Annotated in this window: 21 protein-coding genes; 20 read left to right on the forward strand and 1 reads right to left on the reverse strand. The window is 43.8% G+C overall.

From position 1 onward, the window contains the following. Window position 1 precedes the first annotated feature (1 nt). The 5 genes from DXA36_RS00640 to DXA36_RS00660 all read left to right on the forward strand — a co-directional run bounded on the left by DXA36_RS00640 (window position 2) and on the right by DXA36_RS00660 (window position 4,783). Window positions 2-1,024 (forward strand): aldo/keto reductase, encoded by a 1,023-nt coding sequence (locus DXA36_RS00640; RefSeq protein WP_118675761.1) that lies wholly within the window; start codon window positions 2-4, stop codon window positions 1,022-1,024. Between the two features lie 219 nt (window positions 1,025-1,243). Further along, window positions 1,244-1,405 carry a hypothetical protein gene (locus DXA36_RS32775; RefSeq protein WP_182478855.1) on the forward strand — a complete coding sequence of 54 codons (162 nt, stop codon included), beginning with the start codon at window positions 1,244-1,246 and terminating at the stop codon, window positions 1,403-1,405. 472 nt (window positions 1,406-1,877) lie between these two features. Then, window positions 1,878-3,170 (forward strand): TrkH family potassium uptake protein, encoded by a 1,293-nt coding sequence (locus tag DXA36_RS00650; RefSeq protein ID WP_334295091.1) that lies wholly within the window; start codon window positions 1,878-1,880, stop codon window positions 3,168-3,170. 42 nt (window positions 3,171-3,212) lie between these two features. Further along, window positions 3,213-3,902, forward strand: coding sequence for a potassium channel family protein (locus tag DXA36_RS00655; RefSeq protein ID WP_118675763.1), 690 nt, complete (start codon window positions 3,213-3,215; stop codon window positions 3,900-3,902). A 35-nt stretch (window positions 3,903-3,937) separates the two neighbouring features. Beyond that, window positions 3,938-4,783 carry a DUF368 domain-containing protein gene (locus tag DXA36_RS00660; protein WP_118676357.1) on the forward strand — a complete coding sequence of 282 codons (846 nt, stop codon included), beginning with the start codon at window positions 3,938-3,940 and terminating at the stop codon, window positions 4,781-4,783. On the opposite strand, the gene DXA36_RS00665 is transcribed toward DXA36_RS00660, so the two are convergent. Then, window positions 4,752-5,831 (reverse strand): FAD:protein FMN transferase, encoded by a 1,080-nt coding sequence (locus tag DXA36_RS00665; RefSeq protein WP_118675764.1) that lies wholly within the window; start codon window positions 5,829-5,831, stop codon window positions 4,752-4,754. The two genes, DXA36_RS00660 and DXA36_RS00665, sit on opposite strands and share 32 nt — an antisense overlap. Window positions 5,832-6,148: 317 nt before the next feature. Between DXA36_RS00665 and DXA36_RS00670 the strand changes: the two genes are divergently transcribed. The 15 genes from DXA36_RS00670 (at window position 6,149) to DXA36_RS00730 (ending at window position 25,217) form a co-directional block, all read left to right on the forward strand. Then, window positions 6,149-6,772 (forward strand): cell wall hydrolase, encoded by a 624-nt coding sequence (locus DXA36_RS00670; RefSeq protein WP_118675765.1) that lies wholly within the window; start codon window positions 6,149-6,151, stop codon window positions 6,770-6,772. 78 nt (window positions 6,773-6,850) lie between these two features. Further along, complete coding sequence (locus DXA36_RS00675; protein WP_118675766.1) at window positions 6,851-7,633, forward strand: hypothetical protein; 783 nt, start codon at window positions 6,851-6,853, stop codon at window positions 7,631-7,633. After that, window positions 7,618-7,971: a hypothetical protein gene (locus DXA36_RS00680; protein WP_118675767.1), complete on the forward strand. Its 354-nt coding sequence runs from the start codon at window positions 7,618-7,620 to the stop codon at window positions 7,969-7,971. The genes DXA36_RS00675 and DXA36_RS00680 overlap by 16 nt, the downstream gene beginning before the upstream one ends. 130 nt (window positions 7,972-8,101) lie before the next feature. Then, window positions 8,102-8,818, forward strand: coding sequence for a LytR/AlgR family response regulator transcription factor (locus DXA36_RS00685; protein ID WP_118675768.1), 717 nt, complete (start codon window positions 8,102-8,104; stop codon window positions 8,816-8,818). After that, complete coding sequence (locus tag DXA36_RS00690) at window positions 8,815-10,125, forward strand: sensor histidine kinase (RefSeq protein ID WP_118675769.1); 1,311 nt, start codon at window positions 8,815-8,817, stop codon at window positions 10,123-10,125. The genes DXA36_RS00685 and DXA36_RS00690 overlap by 4 nt, the downstream gene beginning before the upstream one ends. Before the next feature lie 14 nt (window positions 10,126-10,139). Next, the gene (locus tag DXA36_RS32780; RefSeq protein ID WP_182478857.1) at window positions 10,140-10,283 is read left to right on the forward strand and encodes a hypothetical protein; all 144 of its coding nucleotides are present in this window, start codon (window positions 10,140-10,142) and stop codon (window positions 10,281-10,283) included. Window positions 10,284-10,555: 272 nt separating this feature from the next. Further along, window positions 10,556-11,272: a LytR/AlgR family response regulator transcription factor gene (locus DXA36_RS00695; RefSeq protein WP_118675770.1), complete on the forward strand. Its 717-nt coding sequence runs from the start codon at window positions 10,556-10,558 to the stop codon at window positions 11,270-11,272. Beyond that, entirely contained in the window at window positions 11,272-12,579 is a 1,308-nt protein-coding gene (locus DXA36_RS00700) for a sensor histidine kinase (RefSeq protein ID WP_118675771.1), read from the forward strand. Before DXA36_RS00695 ends, DXA36_RS00700 begins: the two co-directional genes overlap by 1 nt. A gap of 14 nt (window positions 12,580-12,593) precedes the next feature. Beyond that, window positions 12,594-12,740: a hypothetical protein gene (locus DXA36_RS32785; RefSeq protein ID WP_182478858.1), complete on the forward strand. Its 147-nt coding sequence runs from the start codon at window positions 12,594-12,596 to the stop codon at window positions 12,738-12,740. A 91-nt stretch (window positions 12,741-12,831) separates the two neighbouring features. After that, complete coding sequence (lanM, locus tag DXA36_RS00705; protein WP_118675772.1) at window positions 12,832-15,708, forward strand: type 2 lanthipeptide synthetase LanM; 2,877 nt, start codon at window positions 12,832-12,834, stop codon at window positions 15,706-15,708. Between the two features lie 280 nt (window positions 15,709-15,988). Further along, window positions 15,989-17,482 carry a threonine synthase gene (gene thrC, locus DXA36_RS00710; protein ID WP_118675773.1) on the forward strand — a complete coding sequence of 498 codons (1,494 nt, stop codon included), beginning with the start codon at window positions 15,989-15,991 and terminating at the stop codon, window positions 17,480-17,482. Window positions 17,483-17,830: 348 nt separating this feature from the next. Continuing rightward, window positions 17,831-19,096 carry an MFS transporter gene (locus DXA36_RS00715; protein WP_243114531.1) on the forward strand — a complete coding sequence of 422 codons (1,266 nt, stop codon included), beginning with the start codon at window positions 17,831-17,833 and terminating at the stop codon, window positions 19,094-19,096. Between the two features lie 244 nt (window positions 19,097-19,340). Beyond that, window positions 19,341-20,873 (forward strand): DUF5605 domain-containing protein, encoded by a 1,533-nt coding sequence (locus DXA36_RS00720; protein ID WP_118675775.1) that lies wholly within the window; start codon window positions 19,341-19,343, stop codon window positions 20,871-20,873. Window positions 20,874-21,045: 172 nt separating this feature from the next. Beyond that, the gene (locus DXA36_RS00725; protein WP_118675776.1) at window positions 21,046-22,788 is read left to right on the forward strand and encodes a sensor histidine kinase; all 1,743 of its coding nucleotides are present in this window, start codon (window positions 21,046-21,048) and stop codon (window positions 22,786-22,788) included. A gap of 74 nt (window positions 22,789-22,862) precedes the next feature. Then, on the forward strand, window positions 22,863-25,217 hold the full coding sequence (locus DXA36_RS00730; RefSeq protein WP_118675777.1) for an alpha-L-rhamnosidase-related protein: 2,355 nt from the start codon (window positions 22,863-22,865) through the stop codon (window positions 25,215-25,217). Window positions 25,218-25,259 lie beyond the last annotated feature (42 nt).

The raw sequence follows: 25,259 nt of genomic DNA on the forward strand, positions 1-25,259 counted from the left end.
AATGGAAAAGGTGACTCTCGGGAAAACCGGGATAAATGTGAATAAAAATGGGTTTGGCGCTCTTCCTATCCAGAGGATAAGCGATGAGGATGCAGTTTTTCTACTCCGGAAGGCCCACGATAATGGAATCACTTTCTTTGATACGGCCCGTGCTTATACGGACAGTGAACATAAACTGGGTCTGGCGTTCCACGGCTGCTGGGATGGGATTTATGTATCCTCGAAAACGGCATCGGTTACCCCGGAGGGCTTCTGGAAGGATCTGGAGATTTCCCTTGCGCAGCTGCAGAGAGATTATCTGGATGTGTACCAGTTCCATAACCCGGCCTTCTGCCCCAAACCGGGAGATGGCAGCGGTCTGTACGAATGTATGCTGGAAGCGAAGGAACAAGGGAAAATAAAACACATCGGCATTACCAACCACCGGCTGGCAGTGGCGGAGGAAGCGGTGGAAAGCGGGCTGTACGATACCCTGCAGTTCCCTTTCAGCTATCTTTCCTCGGATAAGGAGCTGGAGCTGGTGGAAAAGTGCAGGAAATCAGAGATGGGATTTATTGCTATGAAAGCGCTTTCCGGCGGCCTGATCAATAATTCCGCCGCGGCTTATGCATACCTTTCCCAGTTTCCCCATGTGCTTCCTATCTGGGGGGTACAGCGGGAAAAGGAACTGGACGAATTCATAAGTTATGTGGATAATCCGCCTGCCCTGACACAGGAGCTTAACGATGTGATAACCCATGACAGGCAGGAGCTTCAGGGCGAGTTCTGCCGCGGCTGCGGATACTGCATGCCTTGTCCGGCCGGCATAGAAATTAATAACTGTGCCAGAATGTCTCTGCTGATCCGACGGTCGCCGTCGGCGGCACAGCTCACAGCCCAAATGCAGGAAAAGATGATGCAGATTGAAAAATGCCTCCATTGCGGTAAATGCAAAAGCAAATGCCCGTATAATCTGGATACACCGGCGCTGCTGGAACGTAACCTGAAGGACTATAAGGAAATTCTGGCCGGAAAGGCCTATTAAAAGGACGGGTTAAAATCTGCCTACTCTGTTGCTGACAGGGTGGGCATTTTTTATTTCCGCGGGCAACGAGCCAAACGAACGCGTGAGTGGGAAAACGAAGGTCTCCTTATATGCTTACCGGCAGCGAAAGACTACAGTTAAGTGGTAAATGGAAGAATTCTGCCCGGAATGTATAAAAATTTCATGGGGCAGGCTGCCGATCCAATGGAGGTAGCCAAAATGGATAAGGAAGAGGCATTGAAAATTATTGTAGCAAATGCTTGCTGTACACTGGAGAATTATTGTCATTTATGTCCGTTTTATGCGGATCCGCCTTCCAGGGAGTGTGAAGAGATGACAAGAGAAGATATTAAAAAAGCGATAGAAACCATACAAAAATAGTTACAGATAACTGATTATATCGGCAGCCTGTTTCCGCGACATCAACTAATTGTATGGGAATTATACCGGCCGGCCCCTGTAGCGATACAGGGGCTTATCTTTTAAGCTGAATAGTATTAGTTACCTGGCTGATGCGTTAAGAAAGCATTAAGCTTTCACGTATCTTATTGACCATCCGTAAACCTTTTCCTATAATTGATTCACGCTTCGGCATTCTTTCCGGCATAATTTCCGGAAAAGGATATTACAATAGAAGCAGGATAGTAACTGTGCAGGGACTGGACAGTTACGCAGGAAATAATGATTGCACATGCAGAAGGAGAAGACAGATATGGAGGAAGAGCCGGATACAGGACAAATTACAACGAAAGAAGGGAGCAGCAGGGGAAAAATAAATAGTAAGGAGGGGCATAACCTGCATGACGGGCACAATGGCAGGCTATGTTTTTTTATGCCGTTTTTCAGAAAAAGCCTGAATTACATAAAGGGGCAGCCGCCGGGCCGGATTATAGCGATGGGCTTTGCTTTTGTGATTCTGACAGGGGCGTTGCTGCTCATGCTACCCTGTTCCGTCAGGGAAGGCGCGCAGGTGACCTTTATAGATGCCCTTTTTACATCCACCAGCGCCGTATGTGTGACCGGGCTGATTGCCATTGACACGGCAGAGCATTTTACGGTATTTGGAAGAACCGTGGTGGCACTGCTCATCCAGATCGGCGGCCTGGGGGTAACCTCGGTGGGGGTCGGCTTCATTTTGGTGGCGGGAAAGCGGATTGGGCTGAAGGGGCGGACCCTGGTAAGGGAAGCCATGAATGTGAATACCTCCAAAGGGATGGTACGGCTGGTAAAAAATATACTGCTGATGACGCTTTGTTTTGAAGGTGCGGGTGCCGTCCTCAGTTTTCTTGTATTTGTCCGGGATTATCCGCCGCTGGAAGCGCTGGGCATCAGCCTGTTCCATTCGGTGGCCGCGTTTAATAATTCCGGCTTTGATATCCTGGGAGGGCTCAGGAACCTGATACCCTATCAAAGCAATGTGCTTTTGAATCTGACAACGAGCGGCCTTATTATATTCGGCGGTCTGGGATTTCTCGTTATCCTGGATATCCTCAGGAACCGCTCCTTCCGGAAACTGACGCTGCATTCCAAAATAGTAATTACCATGAGTCTGATTCTCCTTGCGGTGGGAACGCTGTCCCTGAAGGCGACGGAGGATATCACCTGGCTTGGCGCTTTTTTCCAGAGCGTTTCCGCGAGAACTGCGGGATTTTCCACGTATCCTATCGGAAGCTTTACGGATGACGGCCTGTTTATCCTGATTCTTCTCATGTTTGTGGGCGCATCTCCCGGATCAACCGGCGGAGGAATCAAAACGAGCACGCTTTTTGTTATGATCCAGGCAGCCCGCGGAGCGGCGGCAAATCAATATGCCGGAGCCTTTAAACGGAAAATACCGGAAGTGGTTATCAGTAAGGCTTTTATTATCACATTTCTCTCCTGTACCGTGGTTTGCATGGGAACCTTTGTCATGTGCCTGCTGGAACCGCACTATTCTTTTTTACAGCTGCTGTTTGAAGTGACCTCCGCATTCGGCACCGTGGGACTTTCGACCGGAATTACACCGGATTTGGGTATCCCCGGAAAGCTTGTGATTATACTGATAATGTTTATAGGCCGCTTAGGCCCGCTGACCATTGCGTCCCTATGGGCATTTAAGACCACGGCAAATGCCAGGTTTACGGAAGAAAGTGTAACAATCGGGTAGAGGGGCGGCATATCGCTGCAGAAAATATAGGAGACAATTAATATGAAATTGACAGGAAAGAATAAAAAAGCGGGAGAAACGGCATCCTATGGAGTTATAGGCCTGGGCCGCTTCGGTTCCGCGCTGGCCCTGCGGCTGGCGGAAGCCGGTAAAGAAGTCATTGTAGTGGACAGCTGCGAAAGCAAGGTAAAGGAACTGAGACAGTATACGGAAAATGCGTATGTGGCGGATGAACTCAGTACGGAGGTCCTGGAGGAAATCGGGATCCAGAACTGTGATACGGTAATTGTGGGCATCGGAGAAAAAATAGATACCTGTATCCTTACGACGCTTCATGTGGTTAACCTGGGAGTCCCTCGCGTGATCGCCAAAGCTATCAGCCGGGATCAGGGGGAAATTCTGGAAAAGCTGGGGGCGGAGGTTATCTATCCGGAACGGGATATGGCATTGCGGCTTGCCAAACGGCTGCTTACAGGAAGCGTGCTGGATAATATATCCCTGAACAGCGATGTGGAGATTGCGGAAGTGCGCCTTCCGGCTGTTTATGAAGGCAGAAGCGTGCTGGACATGGATCTTCGCAGACGCTTCGGCCTGAATATCATTGCGCTGCAGCATGACGGAAAGACGGAAATTGAAGTGGATCCGGAATACATTTTCCGGGAGGATGATATCCTTGTCATTATCGGCAAGGGTGAAAACATCCGCAAATTTGAAAAGGAAAAAGAAGAATAATGGAAACCGGCAAACGGCATGGAATGGAGGAATGTATGCAGGAAAAAAAAGATAACGGCATAAGCACGATTTTAAAAGGTTTGTGTGTGGGAGGGACCATGCTGGTACCGGGATGCAGCGGCGGAAGCATGGCTATGATTCTGGGCGTTTACGACAGGCTGGTTTCCTCAGTCAGCTCATTTATGAAGCATAAGAAAGAAAGCCTCTGCTTTCTGACGCTGTTTAGTCTGGGCGGAGGCCTTGGTATGTTACTTTTTGCAAGACCCATGCTCAGCCTGATGGAACGGTTTGAAATGCCTATGCTCTACTTTTTTATCGGGGCGGTTGCAGGAAGCGTTCCCATGATACTGAAAAAAGCAAGCTGGGAAAAGGGGGGCCTGGGAAAGCTTCTGTTCTTTTTGGTGGGAGCGGCGGTAGTGGGACTTTTTGCCCTTCTTCCCGCGGATACCTTTCAGGCGGATATGAGCGCCGGCCTGACCTCTTACCTGCTTCTCATACTTGCGGGAGTGATAGCGGCCATCGCCCTTGTACTGCCGGGAATCAGCGTTTCCTATATGCTTCTTCTCATGGGAATGTATGATACGGTCATGAAAGCTATCACACAGCTCCATTTACCCTACCTGATTCCCATCGGGCTTGGCCTTGCCCTGGGAGTGGTGGCGACGACCAAGCTGCTGGAAGGGGCGATGGAAAAATTCCCCGGTCCTGCTTATCTGTGTATCCTTGGATTTATGGCCGCTTCCATGGCCCAGGTGTTTCCCGGCCTTCCCACAGGAAGCGAATGGCTTGTATGCCTGCTGATGCTCGCCGCCGGATTCTTTCTCATCCGTTTCCTGGCGGAAGGGGAAATCAGGAAGTCCCTTCAGACAGCTTCCCGCTGAGACCGCTGCTGGGATGGAGCTGGTAATCTTCCGTAATAAAAACCGCTTCCGTGTCAGGGATTGCTTCTATCAGCTCCATACCCTCCGTCAGCCCCAGGACAAAACAGGTGGTGCTCAGGGCATCCCCTTCCATGGAGGAGCCGGAGAGTATGGTAACGCCAAGAAGTCCGTTTTCCACAGGATACCCGGTTTTGGTGTCCAGGATATGATGATATAGTCTGCCGCCCTGCCGGAAATACCGTTCGTAGACCCCGGAGGACACCAGGGAATGATCGGAAAGGGAAAGGGTGGCGATAGCTTTTCCCTGTTCATCAAAGGGCTTCTGCATGCCTATCGTAAAGGCGGAACCGTCCGGCTTATTTCCCAGGGCAAGCACGTTGCCCCCCAGATTGATCAGGGCGCTTTTTACCCCTTTTTCCAGTAAAAGCTCCTTCACTTTATCGGCGATATATCCTTTGGCAATAAAACCCAAATCGATCTGCGATAAAGGATCGGCCAGGGAAACCGTATTATTTTCAATATGAATATTCTCATAAGTAATATGAGGGAGAACAGATTGGATATCGGCATCAGCCGGTATCTTTTTTGGTTGCAGGACGGATCCGCCGGACGAAGCTTCCGTTTCCTGCGCATCTTCGTTTCCTGCCTGCCCGCTGAAGTTCCAAAGGTCGTCCAGCAAAGCTACGGTGGGATCGATCCTTCCCCCGCTTAACCGGGCATAATAACAGGCCTGTTCCAGAAGATAAACGGTTTCCCCGGACACCGTTACCGGCTCGCCCTGGCTGTGGTTGATGCGATAGATATCGCTTCCCTCCAGCGTACGGCTAAACAGCTTTTCATAGGTTTCACAGAGAGAAAAACAATCCTCCAGATAACCCGCATCCTCAGCACGGTAAACCGTAATAGATATCACCGTATTAAAATAAAACCCGGTCTTGGTCTGCGGCTCCCTTATCTGTCCGCAGCCGGTTAAAAAAATGTCTGAAAGCAGAAAAAACAAAATAAGGAAGGAACATGCTGTTTTATGTCGTATCATGCGATGCTTCATTGAGAACCTCTTTTTCCTGTGGAATAAAATAAGGATGTCCTGGAAATGGCGTAAATCCGGGCATTTTCCTCATGACGCTTATTATAACATGTTTTCATAAGAGGGACAAATCCTTCGTTAACCTGAAAACTTGTCTGAAAACAGATATATTTTGCGTACCCACTGTATAAAATATGAATATACTATTGAATAAGTATTACAAAATGATTACGTTTTGTAATTAGGACTTCACATATGCGGAAATCCGTTCTGTGATTTCCCCATGTGAGACAGCCAGGTTGTAACAAAAGCAACAGAAAGGTATGGTGTATTGATATATGCAGTATAAAAAATACGGACTGATTTTACTGGTTTCCAATTTGCTTGTTATCACGGCATGGATGTGCGCCCGTGGTGTGCAGATCAACAAAATCGTCTCCCAGGAGGCCTTCCGGGCTTCTTTTATGGAGGATATTGCCGAATACCAGGAGACAAGCTTCTGTTCCGTAGTCCCCGCCGCCGCTTCGGACCAGCGTGTCCTGGAATGCGGCGTGCTGGAAAAAAAGCCGGTATATCAATTGAGTGATACGGATTATAATGCACTGCTGAAAATAGTGGAAGCCGAAGCCGGCGGGGAAGACGAAAACGGAAAGCTGCTGGTAGCCAATGTAGTATTGAACCGGGTAAAGAGCGGTATCTTCCCCGACACGGTTACGGAGGTGGTCTACCAGAGAGAATTCGGCGTCTGCCAGTTCTCCCCGGTCAGCGACGGGAGAATCAACCGGGTAAAGGTGAGCGAGGAAACGAAAAGGGCCGTGGACAGAGCCGTATATGGAGAAGATATTTCCCAGGGCGCTTTGTACTTTGTGGCCCGTAAAGCGGTGGCCGCGGATAAAATGCAGTGGTTCGACAATCATCTCACCTGGCTTTTTGCATATGGGGGACATGAATTTTTCGGATAGAGGGAATAGCAGTTCATTGACGCGCTTTTTGTGGTATCGTATAATAAGATAATATACAAAAGGAAGCGGGTGGTGTGTATGCAAAAACGAAAATTAAGGGATGTTAAAGAAGAGTTGAATGTTGTACATGTGAGCCGCAGGGAAAGATTGGTTTCCAGATTTTCTTCCAAAGGAAATCAAATAAAATGGAGGTCTGGGGATAAATTTGTGAAGTTGAATTGTCTTGGATATGAGAATATAGCTGAGACATTGGTCTCATGGTTCCTGCATTTTACTAATATTAAGGAAGAGGATTATGTAGATTACTTTTCCTGCATGATTTATGAGGATGGAAAGCGTTTGGGTATAGGCTGCTATTCCTATGATTTTGTAAAAGAATATGAAGAGATAACTATAAAAGATTTGTTAAATGCAGGACTTCGATCTTTTTCGATTAGTTATGATGATCTGCGGGAATTTCTTATTGATGAAATAAAGCTGGATATTAAAAATTATATAGACCGTATTTTGTGTGTGGACTCGATTGTACGCAACGATGATCGGCACTTTGATAATATCTCTTTTTTATACAAAGATGGGGTTTATAAACCAGCTCCGATTTTTGACAATGGATCCTCTTGTATGTCAGATACTTTCAGTTATCCCTTTGAGGTTGACTTTGATATCAACTACACAAGTATCCAGGCAAAACCATTCCGGGCAGACTTTAAGTCTCAGATAGGATACGTAGACAGATTGATAGTGGATTATGACGGTTTTATAAACAGTATCCAATTTGACGCACAGGAGAGTATAAGGGCTTTAGAAGTAATAAAAAGAGGGCTTGCAGAAATGGAGGGTATATCATGGGAGAGAAGTTGATCTTTGATTTAATGTATAAGGATGAGGTTTGTTCCCATGTGGAAGTAGATTTGCGGACAAAAGAAATCGTCTGCAAGGAATATTCATCGGTTCCCCATCATGTTGTTTTTGGTAAAAGGCCTCATACAGTTGAAAATTTAAACCTGTTTTTTGAGCGCAGGTGTTTTCCGAAAGAAAGAGCAGACTGTCAGGAGCAATTAACCGCATTGGGGCTGATGCATTATAATCCATTGGATATTGTAAAGAAAACACATGGTGCCATGTACCAGGATTATATGTGGATTCGTTTTGAAGGGGAAAATCTCTCGTATAAGGATGTTGGCCAAAAAAATTTATAGAGGCGTTTTAAATAAAAACTATCATATCGTGCCATTTGAGGTCAAAAAAGTGCAGTTGAAGGACAAAAGGATTGATTTTCCAAAATTTCTGCTATGATAATGATGAAAAGCAGATAGGAGGAAAGAAGAATTGTTGAAAATAGCTTTGGTTGATGACAATACAGACTTTCTTCTGCTCCTGCGCAAAAAAGTGCATGCGTTCTTTGATGGCAGAAATGTTTTGTGCGAGGTCAGACTTTTCCCTAACCCGGAGGTTTTTTATTTTGATCTGGAAGAAGGATTTCATTACGATATCTGTATTCTGGACATAGAAATGCCTCAAATGAACGGCCTGGAGCTTGCAAGAAAAATCCGGGCCACTGCGCAGGCCACCTATCTGGTTTTCACTACCTCATATCTACAATATGCCGTGGAAGGGTATGAGGTAAGAGCTTTTTCCTATATCCCAAAGAATCTCCTGGAAGAGAAGCTGGATGCGGCTCTTCTGGGGATTTTTTGTGAAATGCAGAAAAATACAGAGAAATATTATTTTGTGGAAACGAATTCCCGTTTTGAGAGAATAGAATATAAAGAGATCATTTATGTATATAAGAACAATAAGAATGCCGTTTTTGTGCTGACGGACCGGGAGGTACCGGTACGCAAGACCCTGCAGGAGGTTTATCTGCAGCTTGATGCTGAAGAGTTTATGTGCATAGAAAGAGGCTATATCGTAAATGTCCAGCATATTGTTAAAATTGAAAGCAAGGAACTCACACTCAGAAACGGAAAGAAGCTTCAAATAGGCAGAACACATATCAGGGAAGTGAAAGAAGCTATTCACGGATATTGGAGGGATAGAATGTGATCTGGCTTAGAATAGCGCAGGGAGTGCTTTGTGCTGTTGAGGTATGCGGATTATATTTTTTGCTTCAGATTTTCTTTGATAAAAGATGGGATAACACCTGCAGTAATATTTTATGGATGATATCCGGGGCGGTACTGTTTGGATTGATATTTTACCAAAGAGATCAGGCATCTATGTATTCGCGGTATTTTATGCTCCTGTGTATTGTCTTGTCCGGGGCGGTCACCATGTTATGGTTTCAAATATCATGGGTAAAAGCTGTTCTGGTTACTGTTTTATATTTCGAGTCCTTATACTTTTCAGATATTTTTCTTGGTTTTATCGGACAGGCTCTGTACAGTCATGATTATTTTTTTGAGTATATCCAATTTGAATTAAGCAGTAAAAGAATCATTGTCATGCTGATCAGCAGAATGCTGTTATGCGCGGTAATATCCCTGTTTATCAGGCACAGAGCACTCGTGAGCAGAATATTTTCCAAATACATATTGATATTTGCGGGATTTGCCTTGCTGGAATACTTTGGATTATACTTCTGCGATCGGGTTTTTGTACCGGCCTTCGGCTTGCAGGAAAAGATTTATATTTATTTTGCATTTTTCCCTTTACTTATAACATTTACATTGATTATTATTCTTTTTTATATTGTATATATTGAAAAAAGAAATGAAATACGGTTGGTAAACAGCCAGAACGAAATGTTGGAAAAGAATTATCATGAGATGATAACTCTCTATCAAAATCGTGATAGAATTTTTCATGATATGAAAAATCATCTATCGGTTCTTTCCATGCTGATCGCTGAGCAGGATATAAATAAGGCTGAAAATTACATCAGTAAAATAAATGAACCCATTTTGGAACTGGAACATAAGAATTTTACAGGCAATCGTATTGTTGATATCATATTGAATGATAAACTGGAAAAAGCCAGGGCAATTGGTATTCATTTGAATATAAAAGTAGATAAACTTAATGAAGATAAAATCCAGGATATAGATTGGTGTGCGATACTGGCAAATCTTTTAGATAATGCAATAGAAGCATGCAGCAGGGTAATAAAAAAAGAGAAATGGATTGATTTAAGTATAATGCAGAATGATTATACTACCTTTATTGAAATCAAGAATACATATGAAGATAAGATAAAGACTTTAAATAATAAATTAGTGAGTAATAAAAATGATAAAAATCTGCACGGCATTGGAATGGAAAGCGTTCAGAATGCTGTAGAGAAATACAACGGTATATTTGATTATGGTTGGTGTGATGATATATTTACAATAAATATATCTCTATTTTATTAAAGGAGGAGTATCAAATGTTTAAGGAACGAGAACGTTTTATGTCTAAGGCAGGAGATGTAGATTTTGAACTGATGGAAATGAGCCATGAAGAAGATTTCAATTCGGACATTCCTGTGACTACTGAAAACACACCGGTTCTTACCTTCTACTGTTGCTAAGATCAAAGGAAAGGCAGGATGCCCAGCCGGGCATCCTGCCTTTCCTTTGGTAGTTCTGCCTATCTTTTGAGATAGCGTCGGAAAGTATAGCACACAGTTAAAAAATCAAGACTTGGAAATTTAAGGAAAATTTTATTTTTCTTCTTGGCACAATTATATTATAATTAAAAGTGCCGTTTGAGGTCAAAAACGTGCAGTTGGAGGACAAATGGATTAAAATTCCTTTTAACCTGATATGATTGGTTCGGAAAGCAGATAGGAGTGGGAAAGAGTTGGTTAAAATTGCTTTGGTTGATGACGATACAGACTTTCTTTTACTCCTGCGTAAAAAAGTGCATACGTTCTTTGATGGCAAAAGCATTTTGTGCGAGGTCAGACTTTTCCCTAACCCGGAGGTTTTTTATTTTGATCTGGAAGAAGGATTTCATTACGATATCTGTTTTCTGGACATAGAAATGCCACAAATGAACGGCCTGGAACTTGCAAAAAAGATCCGGGCGACTGCACAAACAACCTATCTGGTTTTCACTACTTCATATCTACAATATGCCGTGGAAGGATATGAAGTAAAAGCTTTTTCCTATATCCCAAAGAATCTCCTGGAAGAGAAGCTTGAGGCAGCTCTTCTGGGGATTTTTTGCGAATTACAGAAGAAAGATGAAAAGTACTATTTCGTTGAAACTAATTCACGCTTTGAGCGGATAGAATATAAAGAGATCATATATGTTTATAAAAATAATAAAAATGCCGTCTTTGTTTTAAACGATAGAGAAGTCCCGGTACGTAAAACACTTCAGGAGGTTTACGATCAGCTAGATTCGGACGAGTTTCTCTGTATAGAAAGAGGTTATATTGTAAATATAGAACATATTATCAAGCTTGAAAGCAAAGAGATTACTCTTAGAAACGGAAAAAAGCTTCAGATTGGCAGGACACATATCAGGGATGTAAAGGAAGCTATCCATGGTTATTGGAGGGATAGGATGTGATGTGGCTAAGAATAGCTCAAGGTATATTGTGTACCATTGAGATATGTGGTCTGTATTATTTGTATAATCTTTTCTTTGAACAAAAATGGGGCAGCATCTGGAGACGTATTAGTTATTTTATTACGCTCATATTATTTTGTGGCTTGACTATTTATCAAAGAGAAGTCGGTGGTATGTACTCTCGATATTTTATGTTTCTGTGTATTTTTTTTGCAGTATGTATCGGTAAGTTTTTTTATAAAGATAATTTAACAAGATGCTTATTAGTATCGGTGTTATACTTTGAATCTATTTATTTTTCTGATATATTTTTAGGATATATAGGACAAGCGTTATTAGACTCTATAGATTTTGTGAATTATGTTCAATTTGATTTAAATATAGAAAGAATTATAGTTTTAGCTATAAGTAGAATTTTTTTATTAATTGTAGTACTTATATTGAGAAGATATAAAAACCATTTTAATAATTTAATTACAAATTATCGAATGATTTTAGTTGGATTTACTATATTAGAATATTTAGGTTTATATTGTTGTGAACAGGTATTTTTTTCTGCATTTAGGGAAGCTGGAAAGATTTATGTGTACTTTGCTTTATTTCCTATTATTTTAGTATTGACTTTTATAATAGTTATTGTTTATTTAATGTATATAGAAAAGAATAATGAAATACAGTTGGTTAATAATCAAAATGAAATGTTAGAAAAGAATTATCATGAAATGCTTTTATTATATCAAAAAAGAGATAGAATATTTCATGATATGAAAAATCATTTATCTGTGCTTTCATTGCTAATCTCTGATAGAAATTTAGATAGGGCGGAAGAATATATTAAGAAAATTAGCGAACCTATTCTGGAATTGGAGCATAAAAAGTATACAGGCAATCGTATTGTTGATATTATTCTAAATGATAAATTTGAAAAGGCACGCAATAATGGTATTAGATTCATTATTAGCGCAAGTGATATAAAAGAAGGCATAATACAAGACATTGATTGGTGTGCAATACTTGCGAATATTTTAGATAATGCAATTGAAGCTTGTATAAACGTACAGAATATAGAAAAGTGGATTGAAATATCAATGAGTCAAAATGATTGTTCGACCATGATTAACGTATCAAATGTTTATAGTGGTGAAATAAAAATATCAAATAATAAACTTGAAAGTACTAAAAAAAATAAAATGCTTCGTGGTATTGGGTTAGAAAGTGTAAGAACTGCTGTAAACAATTATAATGGAATTTTTGAATACAATTGGCAAGCGGATATATTCTATGTTAATATATCATTATTTAATTAAAGGAGGAAAAACCAATGGGAAACGAAAGAGCAAAGTTTATGGAAAAAGCAGGAGATGTATTTTTCGAAATTGAGGAGTCATGTAAGAGTGAGATGGTAGACATACCTGAATTACTCTATAATACAGAATCAACTCCATTCCTTTCAATTTTCTGCTGCTAGGTAATTCGGAAAAAGGCAAGATGATCATTCGACATCTTGCCTTTTCTCTGCTTATAATAAAGCATAAATATACAATAAATTAGGTAAATATATGAAAAATAATGAAGTAAATAAAGAATCAAAAGTTGAGAGTTCAGTTACTGATTATTTAGAGGATAATATTGTTTCAAACCAAACCTATGGTGTGTTTTATCGCCCTTTTCTTGTAGAAACAAAGAGTAAATTTATAAAAGAATTAGGAACCTTCTATCGTTCCCATATGTTCTGCAAAGGGACTATAGAGCTTATACTCTCTCGTATCCATGCAATATGTGTAAGAACTCTTATTGTGGAAATGAGTATGTATAAGGCGGCTGGTCGGCTTGAAGGAAGTGACAGTTCTGAGGAATATGAATATTTCCAGACGAAGTTTCTTGGAAAAACGGAGTTGAGAGAAGAGCTTTTTGACGTATATCCTGTGCTGAAGCAAAATATTGAAAAGACGATAGGGCAAACTGCTGTTTTCTTAAGTACTATGTGGAAGCGCTTGATTGCTGATAAAAACGAAATAGAGAAAACAATTCTTAGAGGCGTACAATTAGGAAAGATAGTATCTGTTTGCACTATGGACTCTGATCTTCATTGTGGTGGGCAATGTGTGTTAAAAATAGAAACCGACAAAGGACAGAAATTTCTATATAAACCCCGCCCTGTTCAAACAGAAAAAGCTTTTCAGGTTTTATTAAATTATCTGTATAACGGGATTGGGATGGAAGGATATTCATATGAATGTATTCTGCGTGATAATTATGGGTGGGTGGAATTTGTGGAGGCCAGGGGCTGTACGGCACCGGAACAAATTAAAAACTATTTTTGTCGGCTGGGTGTGGGGGTATGCCTGAGTTATTTTTTGGGAACTGGAGATCTGCATTATGAAAACCTGATTGCTCATGGAGAATATCCGGTTCCGGTTGATGTAGAGGTGCTTAGTACGTTGGCGGGAGGTAAGGACAACTCAAAAGGAGGATATTCGGTTCTGTTCAGTGGTATTTTACCTGATCCTGCTAGAAAAACGCAGGTAAATGTACTCAATGGAGGGGAAGGGCAAAAAGCTGCAATTAAGGTTGCAAGAGTAATCAATGATAAGACTTCCGACATGAAAATTTCTTATGATTATCCGGAAATGCCTATCGCTAACAATCAGGTTATGATGCATGATGACAGAATTTCAGCGGTTGCATATGAATCCGATATCAGAGCAGGCTTCTGTAAGGCTTATTATTTTATTGTAGAGAATAAGAATGATTTTATTAGATTGTTTAAGAAGGAAAGCGCCGAATGCAGGGTAAGGGTGCTGCTGGAAAATACACAAAGATATACAATGCTTCTGTTTGGAAGCTATCATCCTATGATATTACAAAATGATAAAAAAAGAAGAGAATTGATGGAACATTTGTATGAAGGAAAGAAGAGTATTACCCCCAATGAAAAACAAGCTATAGAATATGGAATAAGGGATATGGAAGAAGGTGATATCCCTTATTATTATACAAAAATGGACAGTCATTCTCTATTTTCTTCCAGAGGTGAAGAAATAGAGAAATACTATACGGTATCACTGGATGATTGCGTCCGGTTTCGGCTGGAAAGATCAGTAGATTTGGATTGCCGAAGACAAGAGGGTATTATCCGGATGGTAATGGAATTATCCGGATACGGCAGTAATGAGTTTATTAATAGCCATTTTCCAATGATAAGGCCGAAGGAAGTAAAAAAAGAGAATAATAAGGTTCATTTCTTTCATAAGGCAATGGAAATTGCGGATCATATAGAAAAAGAAGCCCTTTGGGATAAAGAAAAACAGACAGTCAGCTGGATAGAACCGTTGCTGGCAGGAGTCAATGAGGAAAGAATATATATAGCAGAAGGAGATATGTATTTTTACAATGGTATGTCAGGTATTGCTGTATTCCTTTTTGGGATACAGCAAGCATGTGGAAGGCTGTCGGAGATCTGTAATGCTGTAAAAAATACACTGTTTCAATATACGGATAATTGCCTGATGGACAGAAATATGCTTTTAACTGAAAGTACGGGGATTTACTGCGGAGAAGCTTCATTATGTTATGCTTATCAGCTTTTGTTCCGTATGACCGGAGAGCAGACTTTTTTGGAATATGCCTGTAAACATACAGTACTGTTAACAGAACTTTTGGAAAAGGACACGTCCTACGATTTGGTTTACGGAAATGCAGGAGCTATTGTTGCACTATGTGAGATGTATTCTTTGACTCAGAACATGCAGTATCTCAAAGCAGCAGAAAAAGCTGGCGATATATTGGCTGATCATGCTGAAAGACAGAGCCATGGTGTTGGTTGGTTAAATAAATCTTCTCAGAAAGTATTAGCGGGAATGTCCCATGGCAACAGTGGTATGTTGCCTGGATTGGTAAAGCTTGGCTTTTTATTAAAAACGGATAAATATCAGAATTTAATCATAGGCTGTTTGAATTATGAAAGCAGTTTATATGAGGAAAAATATAATAACTGGGCAGATTTGCGTCAGGATGAGGCCGAAAGGTATCAGTCATATGCCTGGTGCCATGGCTTTGGAGGGATTACGGCGGCAAGGCTTGCCTGTTTGCCTTATGCAGGAAAGGCTTTGGAGCAACTTTTAAAGGAAGATCTTGTCCGTGCGAAGAAATGTTTCCTTTCTTTACAGATGAGAAAGGGAATGTGTCTTTGCCATGGAAACATGGGGATGTTGCTGCTTTTGGACAAATATCTGGAATATAATAACAGCAGTGATTTGGAAGCTGTAAAATCTCTTCTTGTATCCGCTTCTCTGAAGGAGCTGGAGTGTGATCATGTCATGCCACAGGAAAAATACGCAAAAGGATTGATGAACGGAATGGCTGGAATCGGTTATGCTTGTCTCAAGTTGGCTGGATTTTCTTCTTTACCTGATATTATGTTATGCAATATTTGATGAAAAAGGCAGTAGATTTGGGAATTACCTAAAATGAGATCACATGCAATTTCTTTTTATGAATATACAGATGGTGATAGTTTTATTTACTTTTGTCTTTGCAGGAAATACAAAAGTGTGTCAGAAACGGATTGCATCATGAAAGAATGTATGCTATACTGATGAACTGACGGGTAAAAAAGCAATATCTGCCATAGACACGCTTTGAAGTAGCCGGTTTACAGGATGGATATCATAGGAGAAAATAAGCCTGCCAGGCAGGCGGTGAGGAGATTGTGAAATGGAAATCTTATACAGGAGTACCAGAAGTAATGCGGCGGCAAGTGCTTCCCAGGCAATTCTGAAAGGACTTTCAGACGATGGGGGGCTTTTTGTACCGGAAAGAATTCCCGCATTGGATAAGACGCCGGAAGAATTAAGCGCTATGACCTATCAGGAAGTGGCTTATGAAGTGATGAAGCTGTTTCTGACCGATTTTACGGAAGAGGAACTGAAGAGTTGCATTGCCAGCGCTTATGACAGCAAATTTGACACAGAGGTAATCGCACCTCTTGCAGAAGCGGGCGGAGCATATTATCTGGAGCTTTTCCATGGCAAAACAATCGCTTTTAAGGATATGGCATTGTCTATTCTTCCTCATTTAATGATAACGTCGGCTAAGAAAAACCATGCCGATAAGGAGATTGTCATTTTGACAGCAACCTCCGGTGATACAGGTAAGGCGGCTCTGGCCGGCTTTGCCGATGTGCCGGGAACGAAAATCATTGTTTTCTATCCGAAGAACGGGGTAAGCCCCATCCAGGAGAAGCAGATGGTTACCCAGAAGGGGGACAATACCCTTGTAGTAGGTATCCACGGTAATTTTGATGATGCACAGACTGGCGTGAAACGGCTGTTTTCGGATAAAGAACTGGAAAAAGAAATGGCGGATGGGGGCTATCAGTTTTCTTCAGCCAATTCCATTAATATCGGGCGTCTGGTTCCTCAGATTGTTTACTATGTGTATGCCTATGCGCAGCTGTTGGCGGAAGGCAAGATTACTGCAGGAGAGAAGATTAACGTTGCGGTGCCCACCGGTAATTTCGGAAATATCCTTGCGGCCTTCTATGCGAAGAACATGGGGCTTCCCATAAATAAGCTGATATGTGCTTCTAATGAGAATAAAGTGCTGTATGATTTCTTTTCCACAGGGGAATATGACCGTAACCGTGAATTTGTGCTCACCAGTTCCCCTTCCATGGATATTCTGATTTCCAGTAACCTGGAGCGCCTTATTTACAGGATTGCCGGGGATGATCCGGTGAAAACACAAGCCCTGATGAAGGCTCTCAGCGGGGAAGGAAAATATGAGATCACTCCAAAGATGAAAGAGAAGCTGGGGGATTTCTATGGGAATTTTGCGAAAGAGGATGAGGCCTTTGGCAGGATTAAGGCTTTATATGAGGATACCGGTTATGTAATCGATACCCATACGGCGGTTGCTTCCGCAGTTTATGATAAATATAAAGAGGCGTCAGGGGATAGGGATACACTGACTGTAATCGCGTCCACAGCCAGTCCGTTTAAGTTCACAAGAAGTGTTATGCAGGCGATTGATCCGAAATACGGGGAGCTGACGTGGGGGGATTTTGCGCTTGTTGACGAGCTGTCGGCACTGGCGAATGTGGAAGTCCCTGAAGCAATTGAAGAAATCAGGACGGCGCCGGTGCTGCATACGACTATATGTGATAAAGACAAAATGAAGGATGCGGTAAAGGACTTCCTGAAGCTGTAAAATATGTATTTCGGTTAAACGGCGCAGTGCCGCGCAGGAACTGTGCAGCGTTTTACCTCAATCTGCAAAAAGCTGCGACTGCGGCGGATGAGGTTCGGACTACAGGAAAATTGATAATTGATATTATGTATAGAACATCCGGCAGCCGTTCTTTTTGCCGGGGAAGGTCAAGGCTATTACATTATTGATCTTTCCCGGCTGTTTTACTCTTTGCGAAAGGCGTAAATCAGCCTGAATTGTTATTTATATAGTAATGACAGTACAGCAGAAGCCGTTCAAAGTTTCTGAATCGAATGCGGAAGTTCAGCCGGTATATAGATTAAAAAAAGCAGCAGAATGGAGAGAGCAGTGAGTGCAGAACAAAAGACAAATAAAATACTAAACCATCCTTTACTGGAATTGCTGAAGCATAACAAAGGAAATCCAAGAACATTGATACTGATGGAGCCTCTATGGGGCATTCCATATAATTTAATCGCACCATTCGCCACACTGTACATGTATTCACAGGGAGTAACGGATGTTCAAATCGGACTGATTCTGTCGATTACTATGGTGTTTCAGGTGCTTTTTTCTTTCTTTGGCGGGATCTTAACGGATAAGCTGGGACGGAAATTTACAACTATGATGGGCGATTTCTTCGGATGGAGTATCGCCTGCCTGATATGGAGCATATCCAATAACTTCTGGCTCTTTTTGATTGCCATGTTATTTAACTGTTTTGAACAGATTAACCAGACCGCATGGTATTGTTTGCTGATTGAAGATGCGGAACCCAAAGATTTGCTGGGGATATATACCTGGGTAAATATAGGCGGTTTGATTGCAATCTTTTTTGCGCCGCTTTCAGGTTTGCTGATCAATTCCTTTACCGTAATTCCGGTCATCCGGGTTTTATATCTGGTTTTTGCGGTGAATATGTTAATTAAGGTAGCAGTTACTTTTCGTTATTGTAAAGAAACCCGGCAGGGAAAGATCCGGATGGCTGAGACGAAAGATACCTCTTTGTTACATATGTTATATGAATACAAGGAACTGATTCCTAAAGTATTGAAGGATAAGGAGGTTATGAAGGTACTGGCTGTCACCGTCATATTATATATCACGAATATGGTCAGCACTAACTTTTTCAGCTTATATGTGACGCAATGGCTGGACATAGAATCCCGTTATCTGGCTTTTTTCCCGATTCTGAACGCGGCCGTAATGTTGATTTTTATGATTGGTATACAGCACCGGCTGGAATTGGTAAAATTCCGGATACCCATGTGGATTGGTTTGGTATTGTATGCCGCAGCAGGAATTCTTCTGATACTGGCTCCAACAGGGAATATGCTGTTTGTTATTGTTTATGTCTTTGTTGCTGCAGTGGCCGGTTCACTTGTCATGCCCCGTAAAGATACATTGATTCAGCTGACTATTAATGCGGAGGAGCGCGCCAGAATTAATGCATTAATTATGTCCTTTACCATTGCATTTTCTTCCCCGTTTGGTTATTTTGCCGGATGGTTATCAAGCATTGACCGTCGGCTGCCATTTGTGTTTACATTTGTTTTATTCCTTGCGGCGATGATTATCGTGGGCCGAATCCGCGATCCTGAGTTCTCTAAGTAGCTGTTCGGCATCTGCCCGGGGTTCTATGGCAGTGCCCTGGGTTTTTTACCGAAAGATTATAAATAACCTGCCGCATATCATCCTGCCCCGCCGGGAGCGCCCTGATATGCAGCAGGTCAATTTTTGCCGGAGCAGGTCAAGAATGTCACATTGTTGATCTGCCCCGGCTGTTTTATACTTTATGAAAGATTTTAATTAGCTGGAAAATTCAATAAACCACAAAAACGGAGGAGAAAGAATAAAAATGTATCAATACGAAATGTTTGAATTACGCTTTACCGGAGAACCGCCCGGAGGTTCCCATGCGCTGTTCACTTTTCATACCATATTCTATCTGGGCAGCGAAGAAAAGGCCGCAAAAGGATTTTATGCAGGGGAAAATATCTACAAAGTACGTTTCCTCCCTCAAAAAACCGGCCGGTATTCCTGGAAAACCGAAAGTGTCATTCCTCTGAAAGGCTCCTTAACAGGGGAAGAGGAATGCCTGCCGGCAAGGACCGGAAGACATGGTATGGTAAAAGCGGAAGGCCTTCATTTTGTTTATCAAGACGGTACGAAGTATATTCCATTCGGAACCACTGTCTACGCGCTTGCCCACCAGAGTGAAGCGATAATTGAACAGACCATGCATACCCTGGAGCATACCCCTTTTAATAAGGTGCGCCATTGTATATTCCCAAAGCATTACAGATATAATCACAATGAGCCGCAGTATTTCCCTTTTGAGAGAAATGAGGAAGGGAAGTGGGACGTTCATAGCCCTTGTATGGACTATTGGGATCATTTTGAAAAAATTCTTGTTCGGCTCGGAGAAATGGGTATGGAAACGGATTTGATTTTGTTCCACCCTTATGATCGCTGGGGCTTTTCCCTTTTGCGCATGGAGGAATGGAAGATTTACCTGGATTATCTGCTCCGCAGGCTATCCGCTTATCCTTTTATCTGGTGGAGCCTTGCCAACGAATATGATCTGATGTTCAACCGTACAATGGAGGAATGGCATGAAATAGAGGAATTTGTCGCTGCTAACGACTGCGTCGGGCATTTGCTGAGCAGTCATAACTGTGTTCATTTTTATGATTTCACACGCCCTAACGTGACGCACTGTAGTATTCAGACGGATGGCATACATAAAGCGGCGGAATGGCAGGAACGGTATAAAAAACCAGTAGTTTTTGACGAGTGCTGCTATGAGGGCAATATAAATATGGCCTGGGGGAATATTTCCGCATTTGAGATGGTGAACCGTTTTTGGCGCGGCTGCATCCAGGGATCCTTTGTGACCCATGGGGAAACTTATGTTTCGGAGGATGAGGTGCTCTGGTGGGCCAGGGGCGGCCGGTTAAAGGGGCAGAGCGTGCCGCGGATTGCTTTCCTGAAGAACATTCTGTATAGCCTGCCGTCCCACCTTAGCCTCTGGAAAGAACCTGCTGTCATGGGGCCGGATGACAGGAATATCACGGCCACTGTTTTTGAAAGGCCTGAGGAGGCATATGAACGGTTCCACGCCTTGATAAATAAAGAGGAACGGGAGCTGTCCCAGGCCAAGGATGCCTGCTATTACGGTCAATGCGGGGAACAGGCCTACATTAAATATTTTGCGAGGCAGTGTGCAGCCCTGTGTTCCCTTACTCTGCCGGAGGACAAGAAGTATGAGGTTGAAATCATCGATGTCTGGGAAATGACAAGGACAACGGTGCTGGAAGAGGCCTGCGGGTGGGTTGAAGTCAGACTGCCGGGAAAAGAAGGAATTGCCGTAATGGCAAAACAGCTGTAGTAAGAGTCTCAAACCGCACAGTTGCCAAATGGCCCGCGGCACTTTCGGGAACGAAAAGGAGTGCATCTTGAATGCATAATCCGCTTCCTGTATACTGGATAGTATAGGATAAAAAAATGCCGTCCGGTTTCCCGGAGGGTATCGAAAAGGCTTCTGATATGGGGGAAGGGGCATGAAAAAGCAGGGTATGGTAAGTGTTTTCAAAAGGCTTTACATTCTTTTTGTAATTATCATAGTAATCATCTATGTGAGCACAATCCTAATTTTCCTGAAGTATGCGCAGCAGCAGCGGGATGTGGAAATCAACAGAATGCAGACCGCCGTTGTCCACAACGTATCGGCACTGGAGCAGCAGCTGGAAATTATTTATAATCTGGAACGTAATCTTGTCAGTGACGGAAGGATTTCGTCCCTGGCCTATGACATATCCCTGAACGGATATGAAAGGTCCCAGCTGATGCTGGGGCTGCGGAGCAATATCCAGGGCTATCAGTCTCTGAACAATATCATTAAGGATATCACCGTGATTTTTCCCAAACAGGAGATGGAACTAAGTGCGGCGGAGGGGCATGGCAGGAAGGAATATGTACCCACGCCCCGAAGCAGCGAAAATACGGCCCGGAGCCTGGTTTATGCGGACAGCCAGGTCCGGATGGAACTGCTGTATCCTCTGACCTATTCGACGGAAGAGGATTACGTTCCCGATTTCGGTGTGAGTATTACGCTGGCGGAGGACTATCTGCAGGGGCTTTTGGAGTTGTTTGGCAGTTCGGAACAGGCTGGCGCCTTTTTTGTATTGGATGGAGGGGAAGTGCTTGGTCAGCTGCCTGCGGGAAAGGAAGCCAAAGTACAGCTGATGGACTGCTGGTATCGGGCATGGGAAAAACAGGGCAGCGGGGAAAGCTTTCTCGGGAAGGGAAGGTGTCTGGGGACCAGCTATCTGTTTATGTCGGAAAGTATTCCCGGTTACGGGATTACCGTGGTTGCCTACCGCAGCGGCAGAGGAATAGGCAGTTCGGCAATGGTGGCTTTGTTTATGATGGGGGTGGTGCTCCTGGTCATCAGTATATTGTTTTTTGAAATCCTTTATCAGACCAATACTGCCGTGAATAAGCCGCTGAAAAAGGTGGTGCATGCGTTCGAACAGGTACAGGAGGGCAGTCTGGAAATCCGCATTTTCCATAAGCCCCAGGATGAGTTTCAATATATTTATTCGTCTTTCAACCGAATGGTGGAACGTATTCAGGAATTGATAGAAAATGTGAAGGAACAGGGAAGGCTTTTACAGAATGCGGAACTGATGCAGCTGCAGTCCCAAATCAATCCGCACTTTTTGTACAACAGCTTCTATCTAATCCGGATTATGGCCAAAAATGAATCCTACGAACAGATTATACAGTTCGTCACTTCCCTGGCAAAGTATTACCGTTTCCTGAATAAGGAGGTTGAGCAGAATATTCCGCTTGGCCGTGAGGTGGAGCACATGGAAAATTATATTGATATCCAGCAGATGCGGTTTGGGGATAAAATTACCGTAAATAAAGAACAGCTGCCGGAAAGCGCGGTCAGCTTCCTTGTTCCTAAGCTGATACTGCAGCCGGTCATTGAGAACGCCTATAACTACGGAATGGCCGATATTTTAAAGGACGGGCGGATCGCAGTTGCCTATTCCCTGGAGGGGCCTTATCTGTCCGTCATAATGGAAGACAACGGAGGCGGCGGGAGTGCGGAGAATATTGAGCGGATGCAGGAATATATCCGGGATTACCAGGGCCGTGCCGCCGGACATGCGCTGTCCAATATAGAACGCAGGCTGAAGCTGGCTTATGGAGAGACAAGCGGTATCCTGCTGGAACAAAGTGAACTTGGAGGCCTGAAGGTAATTCTGCGGATTGACATGAGGGTAAAACTGTAAACTGCACAATGCAGCCTTATGCGCCGTAACGGACAGCAGCTGGTCAACATGAGGTCAAAGGAGGAGGTACAATTATGTGGAACGAAGCGTTATGGCTGGGAGTGCCAAGGGTTGAGATTGAGGAAAAGAAAATATACCAGGGGGATATGAACGGGCGGTTCGCCTATTACCGTCTGGATTTTATGTTGGATCGGAAAGCGGAGCTGAAGGTGGATATTTCCGCCAATTCCCGCTACCGGCTGTGGGTGAACGAGCAGCCGGTGCTGTCGGGGCCTTGCCGCGGCGATCAGTTCAGACATTATTATGAAACGGTGGAGCTGGGCGGTTATCTGCGTACCGGGAAAAATGTGCTTGCCGTGCAGGTGCTTCTGTGCGACAGCATGTATGTAAAAGACGGCCCCACGGACAAACGGGCGCCGTTAAACAGCGTGGCAACCCTGCCGGCAGGCCACAGGCTCGCTGTGGAAGGAGTGCTGAAGGATGAGGAAGGAAATGTGCTGGGGGAGGTGACAACGGGAAAAGCATCCTGGAAGGTATGGCTGGACAATACTTTTTTTCTTACCAAGGAACCGGTGGTGAACGGGAATATGGGTGCGCTGACGGAGACTATTGATTTTAATACGGTTCCCGGAGGCTGGAGACAACGGGACTTTGACGACGGCAGCTGGCGTACGGGCGATGCGCTGGAGCCGGTAAAATGTGGCTTTGAGATGATGTTTGGTATTCTCAAGACCTTTATGATGGAGGAACGTCCGATCCCGCTGTTGTATGAGCGTCCGGCTGCTTTGGAGAAAGAACTGGGAGAAGGCGTGATGAAAGGGGCACCGTATGTGACAGTGCGGCCCGGAGAATGTCTGACTCTCCTGTTTGACGGAGAAGGCCTTTTCAACGCTTATTTCCGGTATCGGATGGAAGGAGGCGCAGGTGCGGAGATTTCCTTTACCTATTTTGAGAAGTTTACGAAGGGGATTGACCAGGTAAAAAGAGATGACTACATCAATGGAGAAATCGGGCAAAACGGGCAGCGGGACACAATCATACTGGACGGCGGCAGCTTGCTTTATGAACCTTTCTGGTACCGGACCATGCGTTTTTTGAAGATTGAAATCCAGGCGGCGGGGGAGGAAGTTCGTTTTTACAGGCCTGTGCTTTTAAAGACCGGTTATCCTCTGAATCCGGGCTCTTATGTTAAATCGGATGCTCCCTGGGTGGAGAAGGTTTATGACATGTGTGTGCACACTCTCCAGGGCTGCATGATGGAAACCTATATGGACTGCCCTTTCTGGGAACAGATGCAGTATCCTATGGATACCAGACTGCAGGCGTTGTTTACCTATGTGTGCAGCGAGGATACGAAGCTGGCAAGGAAGGCCCTTCGGGATTTCCATGATTCCATGCTGCCCATGGGACTGATTCAGGGCAGGGCGCCCAGCAATCCGAAGCAGGTTATTTCCACATTTTCCCTGTATTATATTTTTATGCTTCTGGAGTATTACAAGCGTACGGGAGATACGGATATACTGAAGCGTTACAGGACGGATGTGGATAACATCCTGGAATATTATGACAGGCATATCGGTCCGCAGGGACTGGTGGAAAAGCTGGGCTATTGGGATTTTGTGGACTGGCAGGAAAGCTGGCATAATACCATGGGACGTCCCGCCGCGGTACGAAAAGGCCCTTCCACTATTATCAACCTGATGTATGGACTGGCCCTGCTTGACGGAGCGGAAATTAATGAAGCCACAGGTAGGAGCGGCATTGCGCAGGAGTACAGAGAACGGCAGAAAAAAATCGTGGATTCGATCCGGTCCCTGTGCTGGGATACGGAGCGGGGAATGTACCGGGAAGGTCCCTCCTGCCAGGAGTTTTCCCAGCACGCCCAGAGCTGGGCGGTGTTGAACGGCATGCTTTCCGGAGAGGAGGCGCGTAAAGTGATGCGTATGACCTTTGAGGAAAAGGATGTGCTGCGCTGCTATTTTTCCACCTGCTATGAGCTGTTCCGCGCCTGTGAGAAGGCGGGCTGCTATGAGCTTACCGCCAGACAGATGGACTGGTGGATAGGACTGCTTGAGGAACACTGCCTCACCTGTCCGGAAACACCCTCCAATTCCAGAAGCGAGTGCCACGCATGGAGCGCGCTGCCTATGTATGAGCTGATCAGTGTCATGGGAGGCATCCGCAGGGAAGCGGGTAGACCGGCGCGAGTGGAGGTCTGTCCCCATTTGGACTATGTTCCCAATCTGGAGGGAGGTATGCTCACCGAGTACGGCCTGCTTACATTCCGCTATTATCCGAAGGAAGGCGGCACACAGTATGAGTTGACGCTGCCGGAAGGAATGGAAGGAACGTTCCGGGGATCCTGCGGACAAATCACTATGCTGAGGCACGGTAAAAATGAAATTTGGGAGCCTGCTTGCCTTGCATGAAAATATAGGATAGCGCCAGATTTGGTTCCGGCGGTGAGGAGG

The sequence above is a fragment of the Eisenbergiella sp. OF01-20 genome, assembly GCF_003478085.1.
Classification (GTDB): Bacteria; Bacillota; Clostridia; order Lachnospirales; family Lachnospiraceae; genus Eisenbergiella.

Excerpts from the sequence above, each read along its gene's own strand:
- DXA36_RS00640 (WP_118675761.1), top strand. The coding sequence starts at position 2 with ATGGAAAAGGTGACTCTCGGGAAAACCGGGATAAATGTGAATAAAAAT.
- DXA36_RS32775 (WP_182478855.1), top strand. The coding sequence starts at position 1,244 with ATGGATAAGGAAGAGGCATTGAAAATTATTGTAGCAAATGCTTGCTGT.
- DXA36_RS00655 (WP_118675763.1), top strand. The coding sequence starts at position 3,213 with ATGAAATTGACAGGAAAGAATAAAAAAGCGGGAGAAACGGCATCCTAT.
- DXA36_RS00660 (WP_118676357.1), top strand. The coding sequence starts at position 3,938 with ATGCAGGAAAAAAAAGATAACGGCATAAGCACGATTTTAAAAGGTTTG.
- DXA36_RS00665 (WP_118675764.1), bottom strand. The coding sequence starts at position 5,831 with ATGAAGCATCGCATGATACGACATAAAACAGCATGTTCCTTCCTTATT.
- DXA36_RS00670 (WP_118675765.1), top strand. The coding sequence starts at position 6,149 with ATGCAGTATAAAAAATACGGACTGATTTTACTGGTTTCCAATTTGCTT.
- DXA36_RS00675 (WP_118675766.1), top strand. The coding sequence starts at position 6,851 with ATGCAAAAACGAAAATTAAGGGATGTTAAAGAAGAGTTGAATGTTGTA.
- DXA36_RS00680 (WP_118675767.1), top strand. The coding sequence starts at position 7,618 with ATGGGAGAGAAGTTGATCTTTGATTTAATGTATAAGGATGAGGTTTGT.
- DXA36_RS32780 (WP_182478857.1), top strand. The coding sequence starts at position 10,140 with ATGTTTAAGGAACGAGAACGTTTTATGTCTAAGGCAGGAGATGTAGAT.
- DXA36_RS00700 (WP_118675771.1), top strand. The coding sequence starts at position 11,272 with ATGTGGCTAAGAATAGCTCAAGGTATATTGTGTACCATTGAGATATGT.
- DXA36_RS32785 (WP_182478858.1), top strand. The coding sequence starts at position 12,594 with ATGGGAAACGAAAGAGCAAAGTTTATGGAAAAAGCAGGAGATGTATTT.
- lanM (WP_118675772.1), top strand. The coding sequence starts at position 12,832 with ATGAAAAATAATGAAGTAAATAAAGAATCAAAAGTTGAGAGTTCAGTT.
- thrC (WP_118675773.1), top strand. The coding sequence starts at position 15,989 with ATGGAAATCTTATACAGGAGTACCAGAAGTAATGCGGCGGCAAGTGCT.
- DXA36_RS00720 (WP_118675775.1), top strand. The coding sequence starts at position 19,341 with ATGTATCAATACGAAATGTTTGAATTACGCTTTACCGGAGAACCGCCC.
- DXA36_RS00725 (WP_118675776.1), top strand. The coding sequence starts at position 21,046 with ATGAAAAAGCAGGGTATGGTAAGTGTTTTCAAAAGGCTTTACATTCTT.
- DXA36_RS00730 (WP_118675777.1), top strand. The coding sequence starts at position 22,863 with ATGTGGAACGAAGCGTTATGGCTGGGAGTGCCAAGGGTTGAGATTGAG.